The organism is Janthinobacterium sp. C22, assembly GCF_057919405.1.
In genome coordinates, this window is the sequence record NZ_CP193659.1 from 716,099 (window position 1) to 734,233 (window position 18,135).

Annotated in this window: 14 protein-coding genes and 1 pseudogene; 6 read left to right on the forward strand and 9 right to left on the reverse strand. The window is 66.2% G+C overall.

Translation table 11 applies throughout. The features are described 5' to 3' along the window. The 8 genes and pseudogenes from ACRHIG_RS03235 to ACRHIG_RS03270 all read right to left on the reverse strand — a co-directional run bounded on the left by ACRHIG_RS03235 (position 1) and on the right by ACRHIG_RS03270 (position 10,179). On the reverse strand, positions 1-2,430 hold the full coding sequence (locus ACRHIG_RS03235; protein ID WP_489629352.1) for a heavy metal translocating P-type ATPase: 2,430 nt from the start codon (positions 2,428-2,430) through the stop codon (positions 1-3). Between the two features lie 22 nt (positions 2,431-2,452). Next, a complete protein-coding gene (locus ACRHIG_RS03240) occupies positions 2,453-3,226 on the reverse strand; it encodes a sulfite exporter TauE/SafE family protein (protein WP_489629353.1) in 774 nt (257 codons plus the stop codon). 9 nt (positions 3,227-3,235) lie between these two features. Continuing rightward, positions 3,236-4,684: an oxygen-independent coproporphyrinogen III oxidase gene (gene hemN, locus ACRHIG_RS03245; protein ID WP_489629354.1), complete on the reverse strand. Its 1,449-nt coding sequence runs from the start codon at positions 4,682-4,684 to the stop codon at positions 3,236-3,238. Positions 4,685-4,709: 25 nt separating this feature from the next. Further along, positions 4,710-6,368, reverse strand: coding sequence for a methyl-accepting chemotaxis protein (locus ACRHIG_RS03250; protein ID WP_475417239.1), 1,659 nt, complete (start codon positions 6,366-6,368; stop codon positions 4,710-4,712). Positions 6,369-6,563: 195 nt separating this feature from the next. Further along, on the reverse strand, positions 6,564-7,922 hold the full coding sequence (locus tag ACRHIG_RS03255) for a putative bifunctional diguanylate cyclase/phosphodiesterase (RefSeq protein ID WP_489629355.1): 1,359 nt from the start codon (positions 7,920-7,922) through the stop codon (positions 6,564-6,566). Beyond that, the gene (locus ACRHIG_RS03260) at positions 7,889-8,671 is read right to left on the reverse strand and encodes a PAS domain-containing protein (RefSeq protein ID WP_489629356.1); all 783 of its coding nucleotides are present in this window, start codon (positions 8,669-8,671) and stop codon (positions 7,889-7,891) included. The genes ACRHIG_RS03255 and ACRHIG_RS03260 overlap by 34 nt, the downstream gene beginning before the upstream one ends. Before the next feature lie 45 nt (positions 8,672-8,716). Further along, positions 8,717-9,127, reverse strand: a pseudogene (gene yiaA, locus ACRHIG_RS03265) (inner membrane protein YiaA); the annotation flags it as partial. A 104-nt stretch (positions 9,128-9,231) separates the two neighbouring features. Next, complete coding sequence (locus ACRHIG_RS03270; protein WP_475417236.1) at positions 9,232-10,179, reverse strand: DUF808 domain-containing protein; 948 nt, start codon at positions 10,177-10,179, stop codon at positions 9,232-9,234. Positions 10,180-10,372: 193 nt separating this feature from the next. On the opposite strand from ACRHIG_RS03270, the gene ACRHIG_RS03275 reads away from it, so the two are divergent. The 3 genes from ACRHIG_RS03275 to ACRHIG_RS03285 all read left to right on the forward strand — a co-directional run bounded on the left by ACRHIG_RS03275 (position 10,373) and on the right by ACRHIG_RS03285 (position 13,482). After that, positions 10,373-11,014, forward strand: coding sequence for a LysE family transporter (locus ACRHIG_RS03275; RefSeq protein ID WP_489629357.1), 642 nt, complete (start codon positions 10,373-10,375; stop codon positions 11,012-11,014). A gap of 116 nt (positions 11,015-11,130) precedes the next feature. Further along, a complete protein-coding gene (locus ACRHIG_RS03280; protein ID WP_489629358.1) occupies positions 11,131-12,867 on the forward strand; it encodes a DUF6600 domain-containing protein in 1,737 nt (578 codons plus the stop codon). A gap of 318 nt (positions 12,868-13,185) precedes the next feature. After that, positions 13,186-13,482 (forward strand): DUF493 family protein, encoded by a 297-nt coding sequence (locus ACRHIG_RS03285; RefSeq protein WP_070257888.1) that lies wholly within the window; start codon positions 13,186-13,188, stop codon positions 13,480-13,482. Here ACRHIG_RS03285 and ACRHIG_RS03290 read toward each other — a convergent pair. After that, positions 13,475-14,680, reverse strand: a complete 1,206-nt coding sequence (locus ACRHIG_RS03290) for a multidrug effflux MFS transporter (protein WP_489629359.1) — start codon at positions 14,678-14,680, stop codon at positions 13,475-13,477. The genes ACRHIG_RS03285 and ACRHIG_RS03290 overlap by 8 nt on opposite strands. Positions 14,681-14,805: 125 nt before the next feature. Here ACRHIG_RS03290 and pdxR point away from each other — a divergent pair, with 125 nt between their 5' ends. The 3 genes from pdxR (at position 14,806) to lipA (ending at position 18,112) form a co-directional block, all read left to right on the forward strand. Beyond that, on the forward strand, positions 14,806-16,278 hold the full coding sequence (gene pdxR / locus ACRHIG_RS03295; protein WP_489629360.1) for a MocR-like pyridoxine biosynthesis transcription factor PdxR: 1,473 nt from the start codon (positions 14,806-14,808) through the stop codon (positions 16,276-16,278). A 75-nt stretch (positions 16,279-16,353) separates the two neighbouring features. Next, the gene (gene lipB, locus ACRHIG_RS03300) at positions 16,354-17,058 is read left to right on the forward strand and encodes a lipoyl(octanoyl) transferase LipB (protein WP_489629361.1); all 705 of its coding nucleotides are present in this window, start codon (positions 16,354-16,356) and stop codon (positions 17,056-17,058) included. A 37-nt stretch (positions 17,059-17,095) separates the two neighbouring features. Continuing rightward, positions 17,096-18,112 (forward strand): lipoyl synthase, encoded by a 1,017-nt coding sequence (lipA, locus tag ACRHIG_RS03305; protein WP_489629362.1) that lies wholly within the window; start codon positions 17,096-17,098, stop codon positions 18,110-18,112. Positions 18,113-18,135: the final 23 nt, after the last annotated feature.

Sequence of the window (18,135 nt, forward strand, 5' to 3'; positions counted from 1 at the left end):
TCAGGCTTTCCGCAGGCGCAGGGCGTTGGCGATGACGACCGCCGAGCTGGCAGCCATGCCGACGCCGGACAGCCAGGGGTTCAAAAAGCCCAGCGCGGCGGCCGGGATGGCCGTCAGATTGTACAGCGTGGCCCAGCCCAGGTTTTCGCGGATGATGCGCATGCTGCGCGCCGCCGTCCTGGCCGTGTCGAGCACGGAAAGCAATTGGCTCGACAGCAGCACCGTGTCCGCATGCGCCTGCGCCAGCGCGGCGCCGGAACCCATGGCGAAGGACACGTCGGCGCCGCTCAGCACGGCGGCGTCGTTGATGCCGTCGCCCACCATCGCCACGACGGCGCCCGTCGCCTGCAATTGCTGCACGAAATCGAGCTTTTCATCGGGCAGGCATTCGCCGCAGGCCGTGGCGATGCCCAGTTCCGTCGCCACGCTTTGCGTCAGCGCTTCCTGGTCGCCGCTGAGCAGCACGACCTGCTTGCCGCGCCGCTGGAAATACGCGACCACGTCGCGCGCCTCGGAGCGCAGCGCATCGCTGAGCAGGAAACGCGTCAGCCACCGGCCCTGCGTGCCCAGGTACAGCGGCGTCATGCCCTGCATGCCGACGGCCGTGTCGCCCAGCGGCGGCCCCGCGATGGCGGCGACAAAGGCCGCATTGCCCAAGCGGTAGCGCACGCCGTCGACGACGCCCTCCAGGCCCTGGCCCTGCACTTCCTGTAATTGTTCCGCATGCATGCGCGGCGTTTCTCCCGCTGCTGCCAGGATCGCCTGCGCCAGCGGATGGGCGCTGCCCGCTTCCAGCACGGCGGCCACCTGCAGGCAGTCGTCTTCCGCCATGCCGCCCAGGCCCTCGATTTGCCGCAGCACGGGCCGGCCCAGGGTCAAGGTCCCCGTCTTGTCGAAGACGATGTGGGTGGCGCGGTGCAGGGTTTCCAGCACGTGCGGCTGGACGATCAGCACGCCGCGCCGCAGCAGGCTGTCGGTGGCGGCCGCCAGCGCCGTCGGCGTGGCGAGAGACAGCGCGCAGGGGCAGGAGACGACCAGCACGGCGATGGCCACGGGCCACGCCTGCGCTGGATCATGCCAGCTCCAGAAGGCGAACACGGCGACGGCAAACAGCAGCAGGCCCAGCACGAACCAGGCGGCCACCTTGTCGGCCCACTGCGCGATCTGCGGCTTGCCGCTGCCGGCCCGTTCGATCAGTTTCAACAGGTCCGACAGGGTGCTGTCGCGCGCCGGCTTCAGCACGCGCAAGATCAATGCCGCGCTGGCGTTGATGGCCCCGCCCGGCACCCGCTCGCCCGTTTTTCTGCGCTGCGCCGCGCTCTCGCCCGTCAGCAGCGATAAATCGAGCGCGCTCGTGCCTTCGATGATGACGCTGTCGGCGGCGATCGCCTCGCCCGGTTTCACCAGGATGATGTCGCCGACGGCCAGGCTGCCGGCCGGCACCAGGGTGGTGGCGCGGTTGTCGGGGAAGTCCGCCATCAGCGAGGCGGACGCGGGCAAGGCATGCTGCAGCCGTTCCAGTGCGGAAGCCGCCTTGCGGCGCGCCTGCAGCTCGAAATAGCGGCTGCACAGCAGCAGGAAGATGAACATCGTGGCGGAGTCGTAATACACCTCGCCGCGGCCCGTGAAGGTCGCCACCACGCTGCCGAAGAAGGCCGCCAGGATGCCCAGCGCCACGGGCACGTCCATGCCCAGGGTGCGCGCGCGCAGGCTGGCCCAGGCGCCCTGGAAGAACGGCATGGCCGAATAGCAGATGGCCGGCAAGGTCAGGAGCAGGCTGGCCCAGCGCATCAGGCTGGCCATATTCTCGTCCAGCGTGCCGTCCTCGGCGGCCAGGTAGGACGGCGCCACGTACATCATCACCTGCATCATCGACAGGCCGGCCACGAACAGCTGGCGGCCCAGGGTCTTGCTGGCCTTTTGCAGGCGCTCGCCATGGCGCACGGCGTCATACGGATAGGCCGTGTAGCCGACTTGCCGCACGGCCTGCAGGATGTCGCCCGGCTCGCACTGCGCGCGGCTCCAGCGCACGTACAGGCGCTCGGTGGCGACGTTCAGGCTGGCCGCCTGCACGCCGGGCAAACGCGTCAGCTGGCGTTCGATCAGCCAGACGCAGGCGGCGCAGCGGATGCCTTCGACAGAGAGCGTTGCTTCGCAGCTGCTGGCGTCGCGCGCGAATTGCGCGTCGTCATTGCTGTACAAACGCAGTTCGGGCGGCACCATGGTGGCGTCAGCCGCGTTGACGGCGTATTCGTCGCGGTCGCGGTAGTAGGCGCTCTGGCCGATGTCGACGATGGTTTGCGCCACCGCTTCGCAGCCGGGGCAGCACATGGCGCGCGGCACGTTGTCGATGGTGACGAGCCAGCTGGAGCCGGCCGGGACGGGCAAGCCGCAATGGAAGCAGGCGGAGGGTTGTAAAACTGCATTCATAGGTTTGTTTTCATGCGTCTTTTCATGGATGGCCCGTGACGCACAGGGCGTCGAGCCAGCCCAGCGACACGCCATTCGCGGCGCGCAGCAGGCCCAGCAGACCAAAGCCCAGCACCAGCACGCCGCTGGCGATGCGCACGGGACGGCGCTGCATCTGTGCGCGCAGGCGCGTGCCCAGCAAGCCCATGCCCAGCAGGGTGGGCAGGGTACCCAGGCCGAAGGCGGCCATGGCGGCCGCGCCGCTCAGGGCCGAGCCTTGCATCATGGCCGTCAGCAGGGCGCTGTAGACCATGCCGCACGGCACCCAGCCCCACAGGCCGCCCACGGCCAGCGCCTTTAGAGGGGTATCCATCGGCATCAGCGGTTTCAGCAGGGGGCGCACGCGGTGCCAGACGACATTTCCCGCCGCTTCCAGGCGGGCCAGGCCGCGCCAGGCATCCATCAGGTACAGGCCCAAAGCCACCAGCATCAGGTTGGCCAGCCAGTAGCCGGCCACTTGCAGGGACGCCATGTGCAGCATGCCCGCGCCCGCCAGGCTGCCGGCCAGGGCGCCGGCCAGCATGTAGCTGCCTATGCGCCCGCCGTTGTAGGCCAGCACGCGCAGCACATTGGCTTGCACGGTTGTCGGCAATGCCGGGCGCGCCACGGCGATGGCGATCACCGGGCGGGCCGGCGCCGCCGCTGCGCCGCCGCCGCTGATCGACAGGGCGCCCACGATGCCGCCGCACATGCCGATGCAGTGCACGCTGCCGGCCAGGCCGACCAGGAACATGGGCACGAGGCTGAGGACGTTCATCGGGCGGTGTTACACCGTTTTCGAGTAGCGCAGCGGCTGCGGCGCGTCCGGCGCCGCGTTGGCGCGCGCCAGGGTCAGGTAGCGGTCGAAGACCATGCAGATATTGCGGATCAGCAAGCGCCCTTTCGGCGTCACCGTCAGCCAGTCTTCCTCGATGACGAGCAAGCCGTCGCGCGCCAGTTCGCGCAGCTTTTCCAGCTCGGCGGCGAAGTAGCTGCGGAATTTCACGGGATGCGCCTGCTCGATGGTGGCGATCGACAATTCGAAATTGCACATCAGCATCTGGATGATGATGCGGCGCAATAAATCGTCCGTATCGAGCTTGATGCCGCGCGCGATCGGCAGCACGCCTTCGTCGAGCTTTTCGTAGTAGGCGTCCAGCGTCTTTTCATTCTGGCTGTAGACGGCGCCGACGGAACTGATGGCCGACACGCCGCAGGCGATCAGGTCCGCTTCCGCGCGCGTCGAGTATCCTTGGAAATTGCGGTGCAAGCGGCCCTGGCGCTGTGCCACGGCCAGGTCGTCCGTCGGCTTGGCGAAATGGTCCATGCCGATGTAGACGTAGCCGGCGGCCGTCAGGCGCGCGATGCACAGGCCCAGCATGGCCAGCTTGGTGGCGCTGTCGGGCATGTCGGCATCGAGGATGCGGCGCTGCGGCTTGAACAGGTGCGGCATGTGCGCGTAGTGGTACAGGGCGATGCGGTCGGGGCTGGCGTTGATCACCTTGCGCAGGGTTTCCGTCATCGTCTCCAGGCTTTGCTTGGGCAGGCCGTAGATCAGGTCGATGCTGATCGAGCGGAAACCGGCGTCGCGCGCCGCCTGCATGATGGCCACCGTCTCCGCTTCCGGCTGGATGCGGTTGACGGCCTTTTGCACGTCGGCGTCGAAATCCTGCACGCCCAGGCTGATGCGGTTGAAACCTTGCGCGCGCAGTGAAAATACGCGTTCGCGCGACACGGTGCGCGGGTCGATCTCGATCGAATATTCGCCGTCTTCATCGGAGGCGAACTCGAAATGCTGGCGCAGGTGCGCCATCAGTTCGTCCATCTGCTTTTCGCTCAGGTAGGTGGGCGTGCCGCCGCCGAAGTGCAATTGCTCGATCTGGTTCATGCCGGCAAACAGCTTGCCCTGCATGGCGATTTCCTGCTTCAGGTAGCTGAGGTAGGTGGCGGCCTTGCTGCGGTCTTTCGTGATGATCTTGTTGCAGGCGCAGTAGTAGCACAGGGTGTCGCAGAACGGCACGTGCACATACAGCGACAGCGGACGGCGGCCGCCGCGCATGCGCAGCGCGGCCAGCGCTTCGAGGAAATTGCCGTAGCCGAAGTCGGCATTGAAACGGTCGGCCGTCGGATACGACGTGTAGCGGGGGCCGGACTGGCTCATCTTGCCGATGATGACCGGGTCGAATTCGACGACGGCGTCCAGGTCGGCGGAAGCACTGCTGAGGAGTGTAGGCATGATGTGTTTGTATGTCTTGAAAGGTTTAGGCGGCCAGGCGTTTCATGGCGGGTTTGCCGGCGTTCGCGGCACCCGATTTGCCGCCGGGCATGGCGACGCGGCGCGGGGGCGGCATCTTGCCGAAATTGAACAGGCTCACGGCTTGCGACAGGCTGGCTGCTTCTTCCGCCAGGCGCGTGGCGGCCGCGGCGGCTTCTTCCACCAGGGCCGCGTTCTGCTGCGTCACCTGGTCCATGTGGGCGATGGCCTGGTTGACCTGGTCGACGCCGATGCTCTGTTCGCGCGAGGCGATGGAAATTTCCTGCATGATGGCCGTCACCTGCTTGACGGAGCTGACCACCTGCTCCATGGTGGCGCCCGCGCGGTTCACCTGCAGCATGCCGGCGCCCACCTTGCCGACGGAAATTTCGATCAGCTGCTTGATGTCCTTGGCCGCCACGGACGAGCGCTGCGCCAGGTTGCGCACTTCGCCCGCCACCACGGCAAAGCCCCTGCCCTGCTCGCCGGCGCGCGCCGCTTCCACGGCCGCGTTCAGGGCCAGGATGTTGGTCTGGAAGGCGATGCCTTCGATCAGGCCGATGATGTCGACGATCTTCTTCGACGAGGTATTGATGTCGTCCATGGTGGTGATGACTTCGGAAACGATCTCGCCGCCCTGCACGGCCACTTTCGAGGCGGCCACGGCCAGTTCATTCGCCTGCACCGAGTTGTCCGCGTTCTGTTTCACGGTCGACGAGAATTCCTCGATGCTCGAGGCCGTCTCTTCCAGGCTGGCCGCCTGCGATTCCGTGCGGCCCGACAGGTCCATATTGCCGACGGCAATCTGCTTGGTGGCCACGGCCATGGTTTCCACGTTGATGCGCACGTCGCGGATGGTGGCGATCAGGTTGCTGTTCATCTGTTGCAGCGCGCGCAGCAGCTGGCCCATTTCATCCGTGCTGTCCGTTTCAAAACTGCCCGACAGGTCGCCGGCGGCAATCGCCCGCGCGCCGTTCAGGGCCTTGCCCAGCGGCTTGAGCACGGACATGCGCAAGGTGTACCAGAGGAAGACGTTGATCAGGAAGCCGAACAGGGTGGCGCCGAAGATGGCGTAATTGGTGATCTTGCCGCCGCTGGCGAACAGGCTGATGACGCACACCAGCAGTTGCAGGCAGTTGACGATGGAGGTGGCGGCCCAGATGCGCAGGTTGAGCGACATGTGCGTCAGGTTGTGCAGCAGGTGCGCCAGACCCGGGCGCACGATCTGCCCGTGCTTGATGACGATGTTGCCGCCTTCCTTGTTGCGGATGGCCGCGTAGGCTTCCTCGGCCGCCTTGACCTGGTCCTTGTCGGCCTTCACGCGCACCGACATGTAGCCGATGGTCTTGCCCGCTTCGCGGATGGGCGTGACGTTGGCGCGCACCCAGTAGAAATCGCCGTTCTTGCAGCGGTTCTTGACCAGGCCCGTCCACGGCGTGCCGGCCTGGATCGAGGCCCACAGGTCGGCAAACGCTTCGGCCGGCATGTCCGGGTGGCGCACGATGTTTTGCGGTGAACCGAGCAGCTCTGCCTCGCTGAAGCCGCTGACCTGGCTGAAGTACGGATTCACGTACACGATATTGCCGTTCATATCCGTTTTCGACACGATGGCCTGGTCGTCCTGGACGAGGACTTCACGGTTAGTCACTGGCAAATTTTGTCGCATGGTCGCGGCTTCCTGATCGGTTAAATGAGCAATTGGTGAGTAAGACTTGCACGATTGCAAGAATGGAGATCAGTGTAAGGAGTCGCCTGCGCAAATTTATTGATGTAGATCAAAATCCTCCAGATTGGTCGTGCTTGTACGCATTTAGCGATAGCAATGCGGCATTGTTTTAAAGGTACTGGTTGCCGGCGGCGGCTAATCCACGCCCGCCGTCAGGGGCCGCAGGCTGCCCACGGCGTAGCCTTGCGCATAGTCGATGCCCAGTTCGCGGATGATGGCCAGGGTGGCGTCGTCTTCCACGTATTCGGCCACCGTTTGCAGGCCCATCACGTGGCCCACTTCATTGATGGCCTTGACCATGGCGCGGTTGATGGCATTGGTGGCGATGTCGCGCACGAAGACGCCGTCGATCTTCAGATAGTCGACGGGCAGGGCCTTCAGGTAGCCGAACGAGGAAAAGCCGCTGCCGAAGTCGTCGAGCGAGAAGCGGCAGCCCATGGCCTTGAGCTGGCGCATGAATACTTGCGCCTTGGGCAGGTTGGCGATGACGGCCGTTTCCGTGATTTCAAAGCAGATTTGCTCGGGCGCAATCGCGAATTGCACGAACTGTTCGGTGATGTAGTCGTGCAAGCCGGCATCGGCCAGCGACATGCCCGACAGGTTGACGGAATACAGGGCCGGTGCGCGGCGCCGGCTTTCGGCCAGCGCCTCGAGCGGCGGCAGGCTGTCGCGCACGCTCTCGATATGCGCGCAGACGGCGCGGATGACCCAGCGGTCGATGGGCAGCATCATGTCGTAGCGTTCGGCGGCGGGGATGAAGGCGCCGGGCAAGATCAGGTCGCCCTTGCTGTTGCGGATGCGGATCAGCACTTCGTCGTGGTGTTCCGGGCAATCGTGCAGGTGCACGATGGGCATGGCGTACAGGCGGAAATAATCGTGCGTGAACGCTTCGTTCAGGCGTGAAATCCACAGCATTTCGCCATGCCGCTGCGCCAGCATGACGTCGGACTCCTGATACACGTGCAGGCGGTTGCGGCCCTGCTCCTTGGCCAGGTAGCAGGCCTGGTCGGCGGCGCTCAGCAGCTCGCTCATGGACTTGCTGTCCTGGTTGATTTCCACGATGCCGATGCTCACGCCCAGCTCGAAGCTGCGTTCATCCCAGGCGAAGCGGAATTCGCGGATGGATTGGCGCAGCTGTTCGCCGATCTGGCGCGCGTGCTCGAGCGGACAGTGGGGCAGCAGCACGCCCAGTTCGTCGCCGCCCAGGCGCGCCAGGATGTCGCTGTCGCGCATGCGGCCCTGCAGCATCTTCGCCAGCAGCTGCAGCAGCACGTCGCCGGCGCCGTGGCCGCAGGTGTCGTTGATGACCTTGAACTGATCCAGGTCCAGGTACAGCAGCGCATGCGTGTGGCCGTCCTGCTTGGCCGTGTGCAGGGCGCCGGCCACCAGGTGTTCGAATTCGCGCCGGTTGATCAGGCCCGTCAGGGCGTCGTGCGTGGCTTGCCACGACAGCTGCTGGCTCAGCTTGCGTTCGTGGCTGACGTCGCGAAACACGACGACGGCGCCGAGAATCTCGCCGTCGCGCGACCAGATCGGCGCGGCCGACTCCTCGATGGCGATGCGCCGGCCTTCGCGCGTGACCAGTTGCGAGCGGGGGAAATGCCGATGGCCTGGCGCTGTTGCAGGCAGCGCATGGCCACGTGCTCGAGCGCTTCGCCCGTGCGTTCGTCGGCCAGCGGCATGGTCTGGCCGATGTCCATGCCCCGCGCCATGTCGTTGCTCCAGCCCGTCAACTGTTCGGCCACCCGGTTCAGGTAGCGCGTCTTGCCCTGCGGATCGGTAGTGATGACGCCGTCGCCGATGGAGCTGAGCGTCACTTCGGCCAGTTCCTTGCGCTCGGCGATCATCAGCTCGCGCGCCATGTGCTCGGTGATATCCCAGATGATGCCCAGGGTGCGTTCGGGATGCCCGGCGTCATCCATGAACACTTGCGCCTTGGCCGCCAGCCAGTGTTCGCTGCCGTCGGGCCAGACGACGCGGTATTGCAGGGCGTAGCCTTCGCGCCGGCGCACGCCGTCCTGCAGCACTTTGATCACCTTGTCGCGGTCGCCGGCGTGCACGCAGTCGAGAAAGGCGCGGAACGGCTGCGTCAGCGGGCGCTCCTCCAGGCCCAGCAAGGCAGCGCCCTTGGCCGACCAGCTGACCGTGCCGTCGATGACCTGGCCATCGACGATGCGCGAATCCCAGATGGCCATGTGCGCCGCCTCCAGTGCCATCTGCAAACGTTTCTGCTGGTCGCCCATCATCCCCTCCCGACATGGATACGGAGATAGACGGGGCGGTGGCGTTTAAGTTCCCGGCACATCCACCGGCGCGAGCGGCGTGGCGCGCGCCACGTCGCGCACGTTCTTTTGCACGGCCACGGCGGCGAACAGGCTGAGTAAAAACGCCATGGCATAGAAACCTTTTTCGCTGTTTTGCAGGGTGGCATTCCACAGGCCGACCGTCAGCAGCAGCAAGGCCAGCAGGACGGAAATCCAGCACAGGCCGAAATACATGCCCGTCACGGCGATGCCTTCCGCGCGGTCGCGCACGGACTTTTGCAGCGAGATGGCGGCGAACAGGCCGTACATGAGGATCGTAAAATAATAGCCCTTCTCGTTGAGGGCCATGCTGGCGTTCCACAGGCCGGACAGGTAAGTGACGATGCCGATCAGCAATGCCGCCCAGGACGCGCCGATGAAGGCGCTGCTGGGGCGTGGGGCGGGGAAGCATGCATAGGGTCTCCATGGGCAGCGGGCGCCGCCGGCATGGCCGGGGCGGCAGGCACGGATGCGCCTGCCGCCCCATCAGACCAGAAAGTTTATTTGCTGGGCTTGATCATGCGCAACAAAGCCGACACGGCGGTGACGCCGGCCAGCACCAGGCCGCCGGCGATCAGGCCGGCCACCGCGTTGATCAGGCTGGGCGTGACGGCCGCCAGCACGGGGCCGATGCCGGCCACGCCGCCGACGGCCTCTTCCGCATGGTGCAGCATGGCGCTGGCCCACGGCCAGCCGTGCGTCAGGATGCCGCCGCCGACCATGAACATGGCCAGGGTGCCCACGACGGACAGGAATTTCATCAGTTTCGGCGCCGCCGACACGAGCATGCGGCCAAAGCCGCGCACGCCGTCCATCAGCGCGCCCGCGCCCTTGCGCGCGGACAAATAAAAGCCCGCGTCATCGAGCTTGACGATGCCGGCCACCAGGCCATACACGCCCACCGTCATGAGGAGGGCGATGCCGACGACGACGGCCACCTGCTCGGCGAAGGTGGCCGCGGCCACCGTGCCCAGCGCGATGACGATGATCTCCGCCGACAAAATGAAATCGGTGCGGATGGCGCCCTTGATCTTGTCCTTTTCCAGCGCCACGAGGTCGACCTGCGGGTCGCGCAGGGCCTGCGCCAGCTCGGCCTTGTGGCTGTCGTCCGGGTGCAGGTATTTGTGCGCGATCTTTTCGAAACCCTCGAAGCACAGGTAGGCGCCGCCCACCATCAAGAGGGGCGTGATGGCCCACGGCGCAAACGCGCTGATGGCCAGCGCGGCGGGCACGAGGATGGCCTTGTTCTTCAGCGAGCCGACGGCGACGGCCCAGACGACGGGTAGTTCGCGCTCGGCGCGCACGCCGGCCACTTGCTGCGCGTTCAGGGCCAGGTCGTCGCCGAGCACGCCGGCCGTCTTCTTGGCGGCCACTTTGGTCATCAGGGAAACGTCATCGAGGATGCTGGCGATGTCGTCGAGCAGGGCCAACAGGCTGGAGCCGGCCATCTCAGCGCGCTCCCACGGTGGCGACAGGAAATTGTGGAGCGAGGAAAGTGTTGTTTTTCATGGTGTTGTTCTTGGTTGTACGGCAAGGGATGGCGTCGGTAAGGCGTGACTGCGATCTTACCCCAGGGCGGGCCGGCAAGGCCGCACTGACCGGGTTAAAATTGCCTCTTGCCACCATTTTTTGGGAAACCGCATGCACTTCGCCACCTGGATCGCCTTTGTCTTCGCCGCCACCATCATTGCCGTCTCGCCGGGGTCGGGCGCCGTGCTGTCGATGTCGCACGGCCTGTCGTACGGGGTCAGAAAGGCCAGCGCGACGATTCTGGGCCTGCAGCTGGGGCTGCTGGTGGTGCTGGGCATCGCCGGCGCCGGCGTGGGTTCGCTGCTGCTGGCCTCCGAAGTGGCGTTCAATATCGTCAAGACGGTGGGCGCCTTGTACCTGATCTACCTGGGCCTGTCGCAATGGCGCGCCAAGGTGGCCGTCACGGGCGACCTGCATGCGGACGCCGTGGTGCCTTCCATGGGGCGGCGCGTGCTGACGGGCTTTCTGACCAATGTGACGAATCCGAAAGGCATCATTTTCATGGTGGCGGTATTGCCGCAATTTATCAGCCCGGCAGCGCCGCTGCTGCCGCAGCTGCTGATCCTGGCCGTCACCATGTGCACGATCGATCAGATCGTCATGCACAGCTACGCCTTTTTAGCCTCGTCGATGCAGCGCTTTTTCCGCGACGCGCGCGCCGTGAAAAAGCAGAACCGCTTCTTTGGCGGCTTGCTGATGGCCGTCGGCGCGGCCCTGTTCTTCGTCAAGCGCGGCAGCCAGGCGGCATCCTGAGCCAAGGCAATATGCAAACCAAGATGCAAACATTTGTAAGCCCGCTTGCGATGCCGGCACGATGCGGATGTAATCGGTAATATGTCTTCCTTGTAAGTCCTGCCTGGAGCGCTGCCATGCGTCCTACCCTGTCTTTCCCCCTCCTGAACGCCGTGTGCGCCGTGCTGCTGTCGTCGGCGTGCGCCTTCGCCCTGGCGCAGGACCCGCCCGCCCGCGTGGGCCGCATTTCCACCGTCGAAGGGCAGGTGCTGGTGCGCGCCGGCGATGGCGACGCGCAAAACGCCCTCTTGAACTGGCCCGTCACGACGGATAACCGCTTGACTACCCTGCGCGGCGCGCTGGCGGAATTTCGCGTGGGCGCCGCCGCCGTGCGCCTCGATGGCGATTCCGAGCTGGAAGTGAGCGAACTCGATGACGACAGTTTCAAGCTGCACCTCGGCCATGGCACGGTCAGCGTGCGCGTGCGCAATCCCGATGCGCTGCGCGGCTTCGAGCTGACCACGGCCCAGGCCCGCGTGAGCCTGACCCAGCCGGGCTGGGTGCGCATCGAGGCGGGACGCCAGCCCGGCACCAGCGTCGTCAGCGTGCTCGACGGCGCGGCCGACGTGGATGGCGCGACGGGCAGCGTCACCTTGCGTGCCGGCAAGCGCGCCGAGCTGACGGATGAGGAATTGCGCACGGGCGCCGTGCAGCGCGTGGCGTTTGACAACTGGCCCGAAGCCTTGCCCGCCGCCGCGCCGGCCTTGCGCTATGTCACGGACGATACCACCGGCTACGAAGAGCTGGACCGCTACGGCGCCTGGCAGGACGATGCGGAGTACGGCCCCCTGTGGCTGCCCAGCGCGGTGCCGGCCGGCTGGGCACCGTACAGCGACGGGCGCTGGACGTGGATCGCGCCGTGGGGCTGGACCTGGGTCGACAATGCGCCGTGGGGCTACGCGCCCTCGCACTACGGCCGCTGGGTGCTGCTGGGCCACCGCTGGGGCTGGGCGCCGGGCCGCGAGCGCGTGCGCGCGCCTTGGGCGCCGGCCGTGGTGGGCTGGGTCGGCGGCAACCACTGGCAGCAGCACGGCCAGCGGCCGGGGCCCGGTGTCGGCTGGTTCCCCCTGTCGCCGCACGACCGCTATGTGCCCGGCTACCGCGCCAGCGCGGACTATGAGCGCCGCATCAACCGCGTCGCCGAGGGCCGCCGCCCGATCATGGGTGAGCGCGAACGCCGCGCCGGCATGAGCATGCTGCCGGGCGAGCGTTTTGGCGGCGCGCGCACGGTCGACGTGCCGCGCCGCAACCGCACCACCATGCCGCCGCCCGTCATGCAAAGCTTGCCGCTGAGCACGGCGCCTGCGCCGGCCGGGAACTGGCAGCGCCCCGTTGAGGCGCCGCGCGGCGACCGGGAGTCCCGGCGCGATTGGGTCAACCGCCCTGGCCGCCTGCAGACGGACGATGGCCAGACGCACCTGGCGCCGCATCCCATGCCGCCGAACCGGCCGCCCGTGCCGGCGCAGCCGCAACAGCCGCCCGTGCCGCAACAGCCCGTGATGCCGGCAGTGCCGGCCTTGCCCCCGGTGCAAGACCATGTGGCCCGTCCCGGCTGGCGTGGCGAGGAGCGGCCCCGCGCCGAACGTGGCCCCCGCCGCGAAGTGCTGCAGACGGCGCCGCCGCCATCCTTGCCCGCCCCGCCACCCGTGGCCGCCCCGCGCCCTGCGCCGCCGATGCCGGCCCCTGCCGCGCGTCCGCCCCAGGAGGCGCGCAGCGCCGAGCGCGCCAATCCGCCCCGTGAACGCAACAATGAGCGCAACAACGAGCGCGGCGGTCCCGGCCGCAATGGCCGGATGCAGGAAGTGGAGCGCTGAGAGCGGCGGCGCGCCCGTCTGTCGCGCCGTATCGACGTTCAAGCCGCAAAATGCGCAGTTCGTCACATGCCGGAGGCAAAGCCGCCGTATTTTGCTTACAGTACGACCACTGCTTATCCTCCAAGTGACAGCACGACTTTTCCGGCTATTTTGTCTAAACGAAATAGTTTTCCGCCAGCTTACCCAGCTGGCTTTTTTGCGCCAGGCCGGCGTCATGGCGGCGGGCGCATCCGCCCCCAAAGTTGGCTACAATACGTCTTTATGCAGCCGCCGCGCGATAAGCGCTGCCTGTTCTGACCGGCACTGATTGGATTTCCCATGCAAACGACCCCACCGACCGAAGTGACGATTCCTCCCAGCGAATCGCTGATCGAATATCCGAGCGACTTTCCCATCAAGATCATGGGCCCGACGCATGTCGATTTCGCGCCGACCATGCTCGAGCTGGTCATCAGCCACGATCCCACCTTCCACGCGGGCCGCATGGAAGAGCGTCCATCGGGCAAGGGCAATTACACGGGCCTGACCGTCACCGTGCGCGCCATCAGCCGCGAACAGCTCGACGCCCTGTACATGGCGCTGTCGGGCCACCCGATGGTGAAGATCGTCATGTAAGGCTGGCTGCCGCCACGCTGGCCCGGCTCTTCGTGAGCAGCCAGACGGCGGCAAAGGCGCCACTGGCCGCCGCCGTCACCCACAGCAGCGGTTTTTCGCTGCCGTCCGTGATGGCGGCGATGACGGCGCCGCAGGCGGCCGTGATCGCCATCTGCACGAAGAAGAACAGGCCCGAGGTGCTGCCCGCCTGGGCGCCATACGGCTGCAGCACGGCCAGCTGGCAGGCGGGAATCGCCATGCCCACCGACACCATCACCAGCAGCATGGGCGCCACCAGCGACGCCACGTGCTGCGGCGCCAACGTACCCGCCAGCAACAGGCTGGCCGCCCCCGCCACATTCAGCAGCACCGCCACGCCCAGCATGTGATCGGCGCCCAGGCGCGGTCCCAGGGCGCGGAACAGGCTCGACCCCGCGATATAGCCGCTTACCGTCAGCCCGAACACCAGCGCATACGCGCCAGGCGACAGGTGCATGCCCCTTTGCAGCAGCACGGACGATTCCGCGATGAAGGGGAAATACGTGCAATACACACAACCGATGGCCAGCGCATAGCGCAGGAAATATCTGTCGCCCAGCAGGCGGCGGTACAGGGCCAGGGTATTGCCTTGCAGCACGACGTCGGCCGGTTTGGTTTCCGGCACGTATGCGGCGATCAGCCACAGCGACAGCGCACCCAGCAGGCACAGCACGCCAAACACGGCGCGCCAGCCGAACGCCGCGTCGAGCACGCTGCCGGCCAGCGGCGCCAGGATCGGCGACAGGCCCATCACCATCGAGATTTGCCCCAGCATGCGCGCCTGCGTGGCGGGATCGAAGCGGTCGCGCACCATGACCCGGCCGATGATGGTGCCGCTGCAGCCGCCGAACGCCTGCAGCACGCGCGCGGCGATCAGCACGTGCACGTCGGAAGTCACGGTGCAGACGATGCTGGCGAGCACAAAAATGCCCGTGCCGGCCAGCAGCACGGGCCGGCGTCCGTAGCGGTCGGCCAGCGGCCCGCAAGCGAGCATCGAGGCGGCCGAGCCGGCTATGAACAGGCTCAGGGTCAGTTGCAACTGGGCATCGCTGGCATGCAGGGCATCGGCCATGGCCGGCAGCGAAGGGAGATAGATGTCGATGCTGATGCGCGACAGGCAGACCAGCAGCAGCACGATGCCGCCCCAGGCCCACAGCGGCAAAGATGTTTTTTTAATCATTTTTCCAAACGTAAGATTGCACGATGCGCCCCGCTGGCGCACCGGAACGGTGAGAATAGGATGGTTGTGGTGTAATGCGAAGTGCCACTCATCAGAAAACGCATTGGACCACTTGGACGATTATCATGCCGCGAGGAAAATCACCACACGCCCTGGACTTGCCTCGCCCCACCAGCTGGCTCGACAAGGCAGGCGTCAACAAGCAGGATGGCGCGTATGAAGCGCTGCGCTCGGCCATCCTGACGAAGATGCTGCCGGCGGGCAGCCGGCTGCCATCGAGCCGCACCCTGGCGGAACGGTGGGAGTTGTCGCGCGGCACCATCGAAACCGTGTTCGACCGCCTGCACGCGGAAGCGTACGTGACGCGCGTGCCCGGTTCCGGCACGCGCGTGTGCGCCGTGGTGCCGGAGCGCTTCCTGATGGCGGGTTTCGGCGATGCCGCTCCGGCCGCGCCGGCCAGCGTGCCCGCGCCCGCCCCGGACACGGGCGTGCGCGACGGCTTGCCCTTCGTGGCGCGGCGCGCCGACGCCAGCCTGTTTCCCATGGCCGCCTGGTCCAAATGCGCCACGCGGGCGCTGGCCGCCGCCACGCCGGAGCAGCTGTGCAGCGCCGAGCCGGCCGGCCTGCCCCAGCTGCGCCAGCAGATTGCCGATTTCCTCGCCAAGTACCGCGGCATCCGCTGCGATCCGCACGACATTGTCGTCACCACCGGCATCCGCCACGCGATCGACTTGCTGGCGCGCGGCATCGTGCGCGCTGGAGACAAGGTGTGCCTGGAAGAACCGGGCTACCCGGCCGCGCGCGCCCTGTTTGCCCTGGCCGGCGCCGTGCCGGTGGATATTGCCGTCGATGCCGAGGGCATCGATTGCGCCGCGCTGGCCGCGCAGACGGACGCCTGCCTCGCCTACGTGACGCCGGCGCACCAGTCGCCGCTGGGCGTGACCATGTCCGTCACGCGCCGCCTGGCCTTGCTGGAATGGGCGAACGACAGCGGGGCCTGGGTGGTGGAAGACGATTACGACAGCGAATTCAATTACCACAGCGCGCCGCTGGCGGCCCTCAAGGCGCTGGACCAGTACCAGCGCGTGATTTATTGCGGCAGTTTCAACAAGACCCTGTTTGCCGGCCTGCGCGTGGGCTTCATGGTGCTGCCGCCCGCCTTGCGCCCGCAGCTGCTGCGCATCGTGCAGTTGACGGGCCGGTCCGTGGGCGTGACGGAACAGCTGGCGCTGGCCGCCTGGATGGAGGAAGGCGCCTTCGTGCGCCATCTGCGGCAGGCGCGGCTGGCCTACAAGGAGCGGCGCGACCTGCTGCTGGCTTGCCTCGAGCAGCTTGCCCCCGGGCGCTACACGATTTCCGGCCAGCAGGCGGGTTTTCATTGCGTGCTGTGGCTGCCGCCCGATGGCGACGAACGGGCGTTTTGCGCGCGCGCGGCGCAGGAGGGCCTGGCGTTGCAGCCGCTCGGCGATTTTTGCCACAGCGCCAGACTGGCGCCTGCCGTGCTGCTCGGTTACACGGCGCTGAGCCTGGCCCAGGTGCGCCACGCTGCACAAAAAATGGGCAGATTGTTGCTGTTGCCGGCGCCCTTGGCTGAATGAAACGGCGGCCTGGCTTATAATCACGGCTTCGCCGCAGCGTCCGCAGGGCGCCGGCAGCTGATTACAGAATCTGTCATGACCACCACCCGCACCGAAACGGCGCTGATCCGCGAGCTGGGCCGCGTCGATTACGAGCCGACCTTTGCCGCCATGCGCGCCTTTACCGACGCGCGCACGACGGACACGCGCGACGAACTGTGGATCGTCGAGCATCCGCCCGTATTTACTTTGGGCCTGGCGGCCGACCGCGGCCATCTGCTGGCCGGCGCCGAGCATGTGCCCGTGGTGCAGACGGACCGGGGCGGCGAAGTGACGTTCCATGGCCCCGGCCAGGTGGTGATTTACCTGCTGATGGACTTGCGCCGCAACAAGCCGGGCGGCAAGCTGTATGCGCGCCAGTTCGTGCATAAAATCGAGCAAGCCATCATCAACGTGCTGGCGGCGTATAATCTCGCTGGCGAGCGCATCGATGGCGCGCCCGGCATCTATATCGCCGGCGGGCCAGACAAGGGTGCGAAGATCGCCGCGCTGGGATTGAAAGTGCGCGGCAACGGCTGCACCTACCATGGCGTATCGCTCAACGTGGCGATGGACCTGGCGCCGTTTTCCTGGATTAACCCTTGCGGCTATTCCGGCCTGAAGACGGTGGACATGCGCAGCATGGGCGTCGTGGCGCCGCTGGCCGAGGTGCAGCGGGCCCTGGCCCAGGAATTGACCGTATTACTCGATGTAAGCGAAGTAAACAGCGCCGCAGGCGCGCCTCAGGCAGCGGATGCCTGAGCAAACAAACCAACATGCCCGTCAAGGGCTTGCAGCCATGACTTCTGAGACCATTTCCAGCACCGCCCCCGCCGCTACTGCCGCTCCTGCGTACAACCCGAGCGAAAAGCAAAAAGGCGCCAGCAAGACTTCGCGCATCCCGATCAAGATCGTTCCGATCGAGCAGATCGAGCGCCTGAAAAAGCCGGACTGGATCCGCGTCAAGGCCGCTTCGGCTTCGACCCGTTTCTATGAAATCAAGGACATCCTGCGCGAAAACAAGCTCGTGACCGTGTGCGAGGAAGCCAGCTGCCCGAACATCGGCGAGTGCTTCGGCAAGGGCACGGCCACCTTCATGATCATGGGCGACAAGTGCACGCGCCGCTGCCCGTTCTGCGACGTGGGCCACGGCCGCCCGGACCCGCTGGACAAGGAAGAGCCGGCCAACCTGTCGAAAACCATCGCCAAGCTGCGCCTGAACTACGTCGTCATCACCTCCGTCGACCGCGATGACTTGCGCGACGGCGGCGCCGGCCATTTCGTCGAGTGCATCCAGCAAACGCGCGCCCTGTCGCCGAACACCCGCATCGAAGTGCTGGTACCCGACTTCCGTGGCCGCCTGGAAAAAGCGTTGAATCTGTTCAAGGATGGCTTGCCTGACGTCATGAACCACAACCTGGAAACGGCACCGCGCCTGTACAAGGAAGCCCGTCCCGGTTCCGACTACATGCACTCGCTGAAGCTGCTGAAGGACTTCAAGGCCATGTACCCGGACGTGAAGACCAAGTCCGGCATCATGGTGGGCCTGGGCGAGACGGACGAGGAAATCCTGCAAGTCATGCGCGACATGCGCGAGCACGACATCGACATGCTGACCATCGGCCAATACCTGGCGCCATCGAACAGCCACCTGCCCGTGCGCCGCTACGTGCACCCGGACGTGTTTAAAATGTTCGAGGAAGAAGCCTATAAAATGGGCTTCACCCACGCCGCCGTGGGCGCCATGGTGCGCAGCTCGTACCACGCGGATGAACAGGCGCACAGCGCCGGCGTGGAATCGGCGCTGAATTTCTAAGCACCTTGCGCCAGATCAAAGCC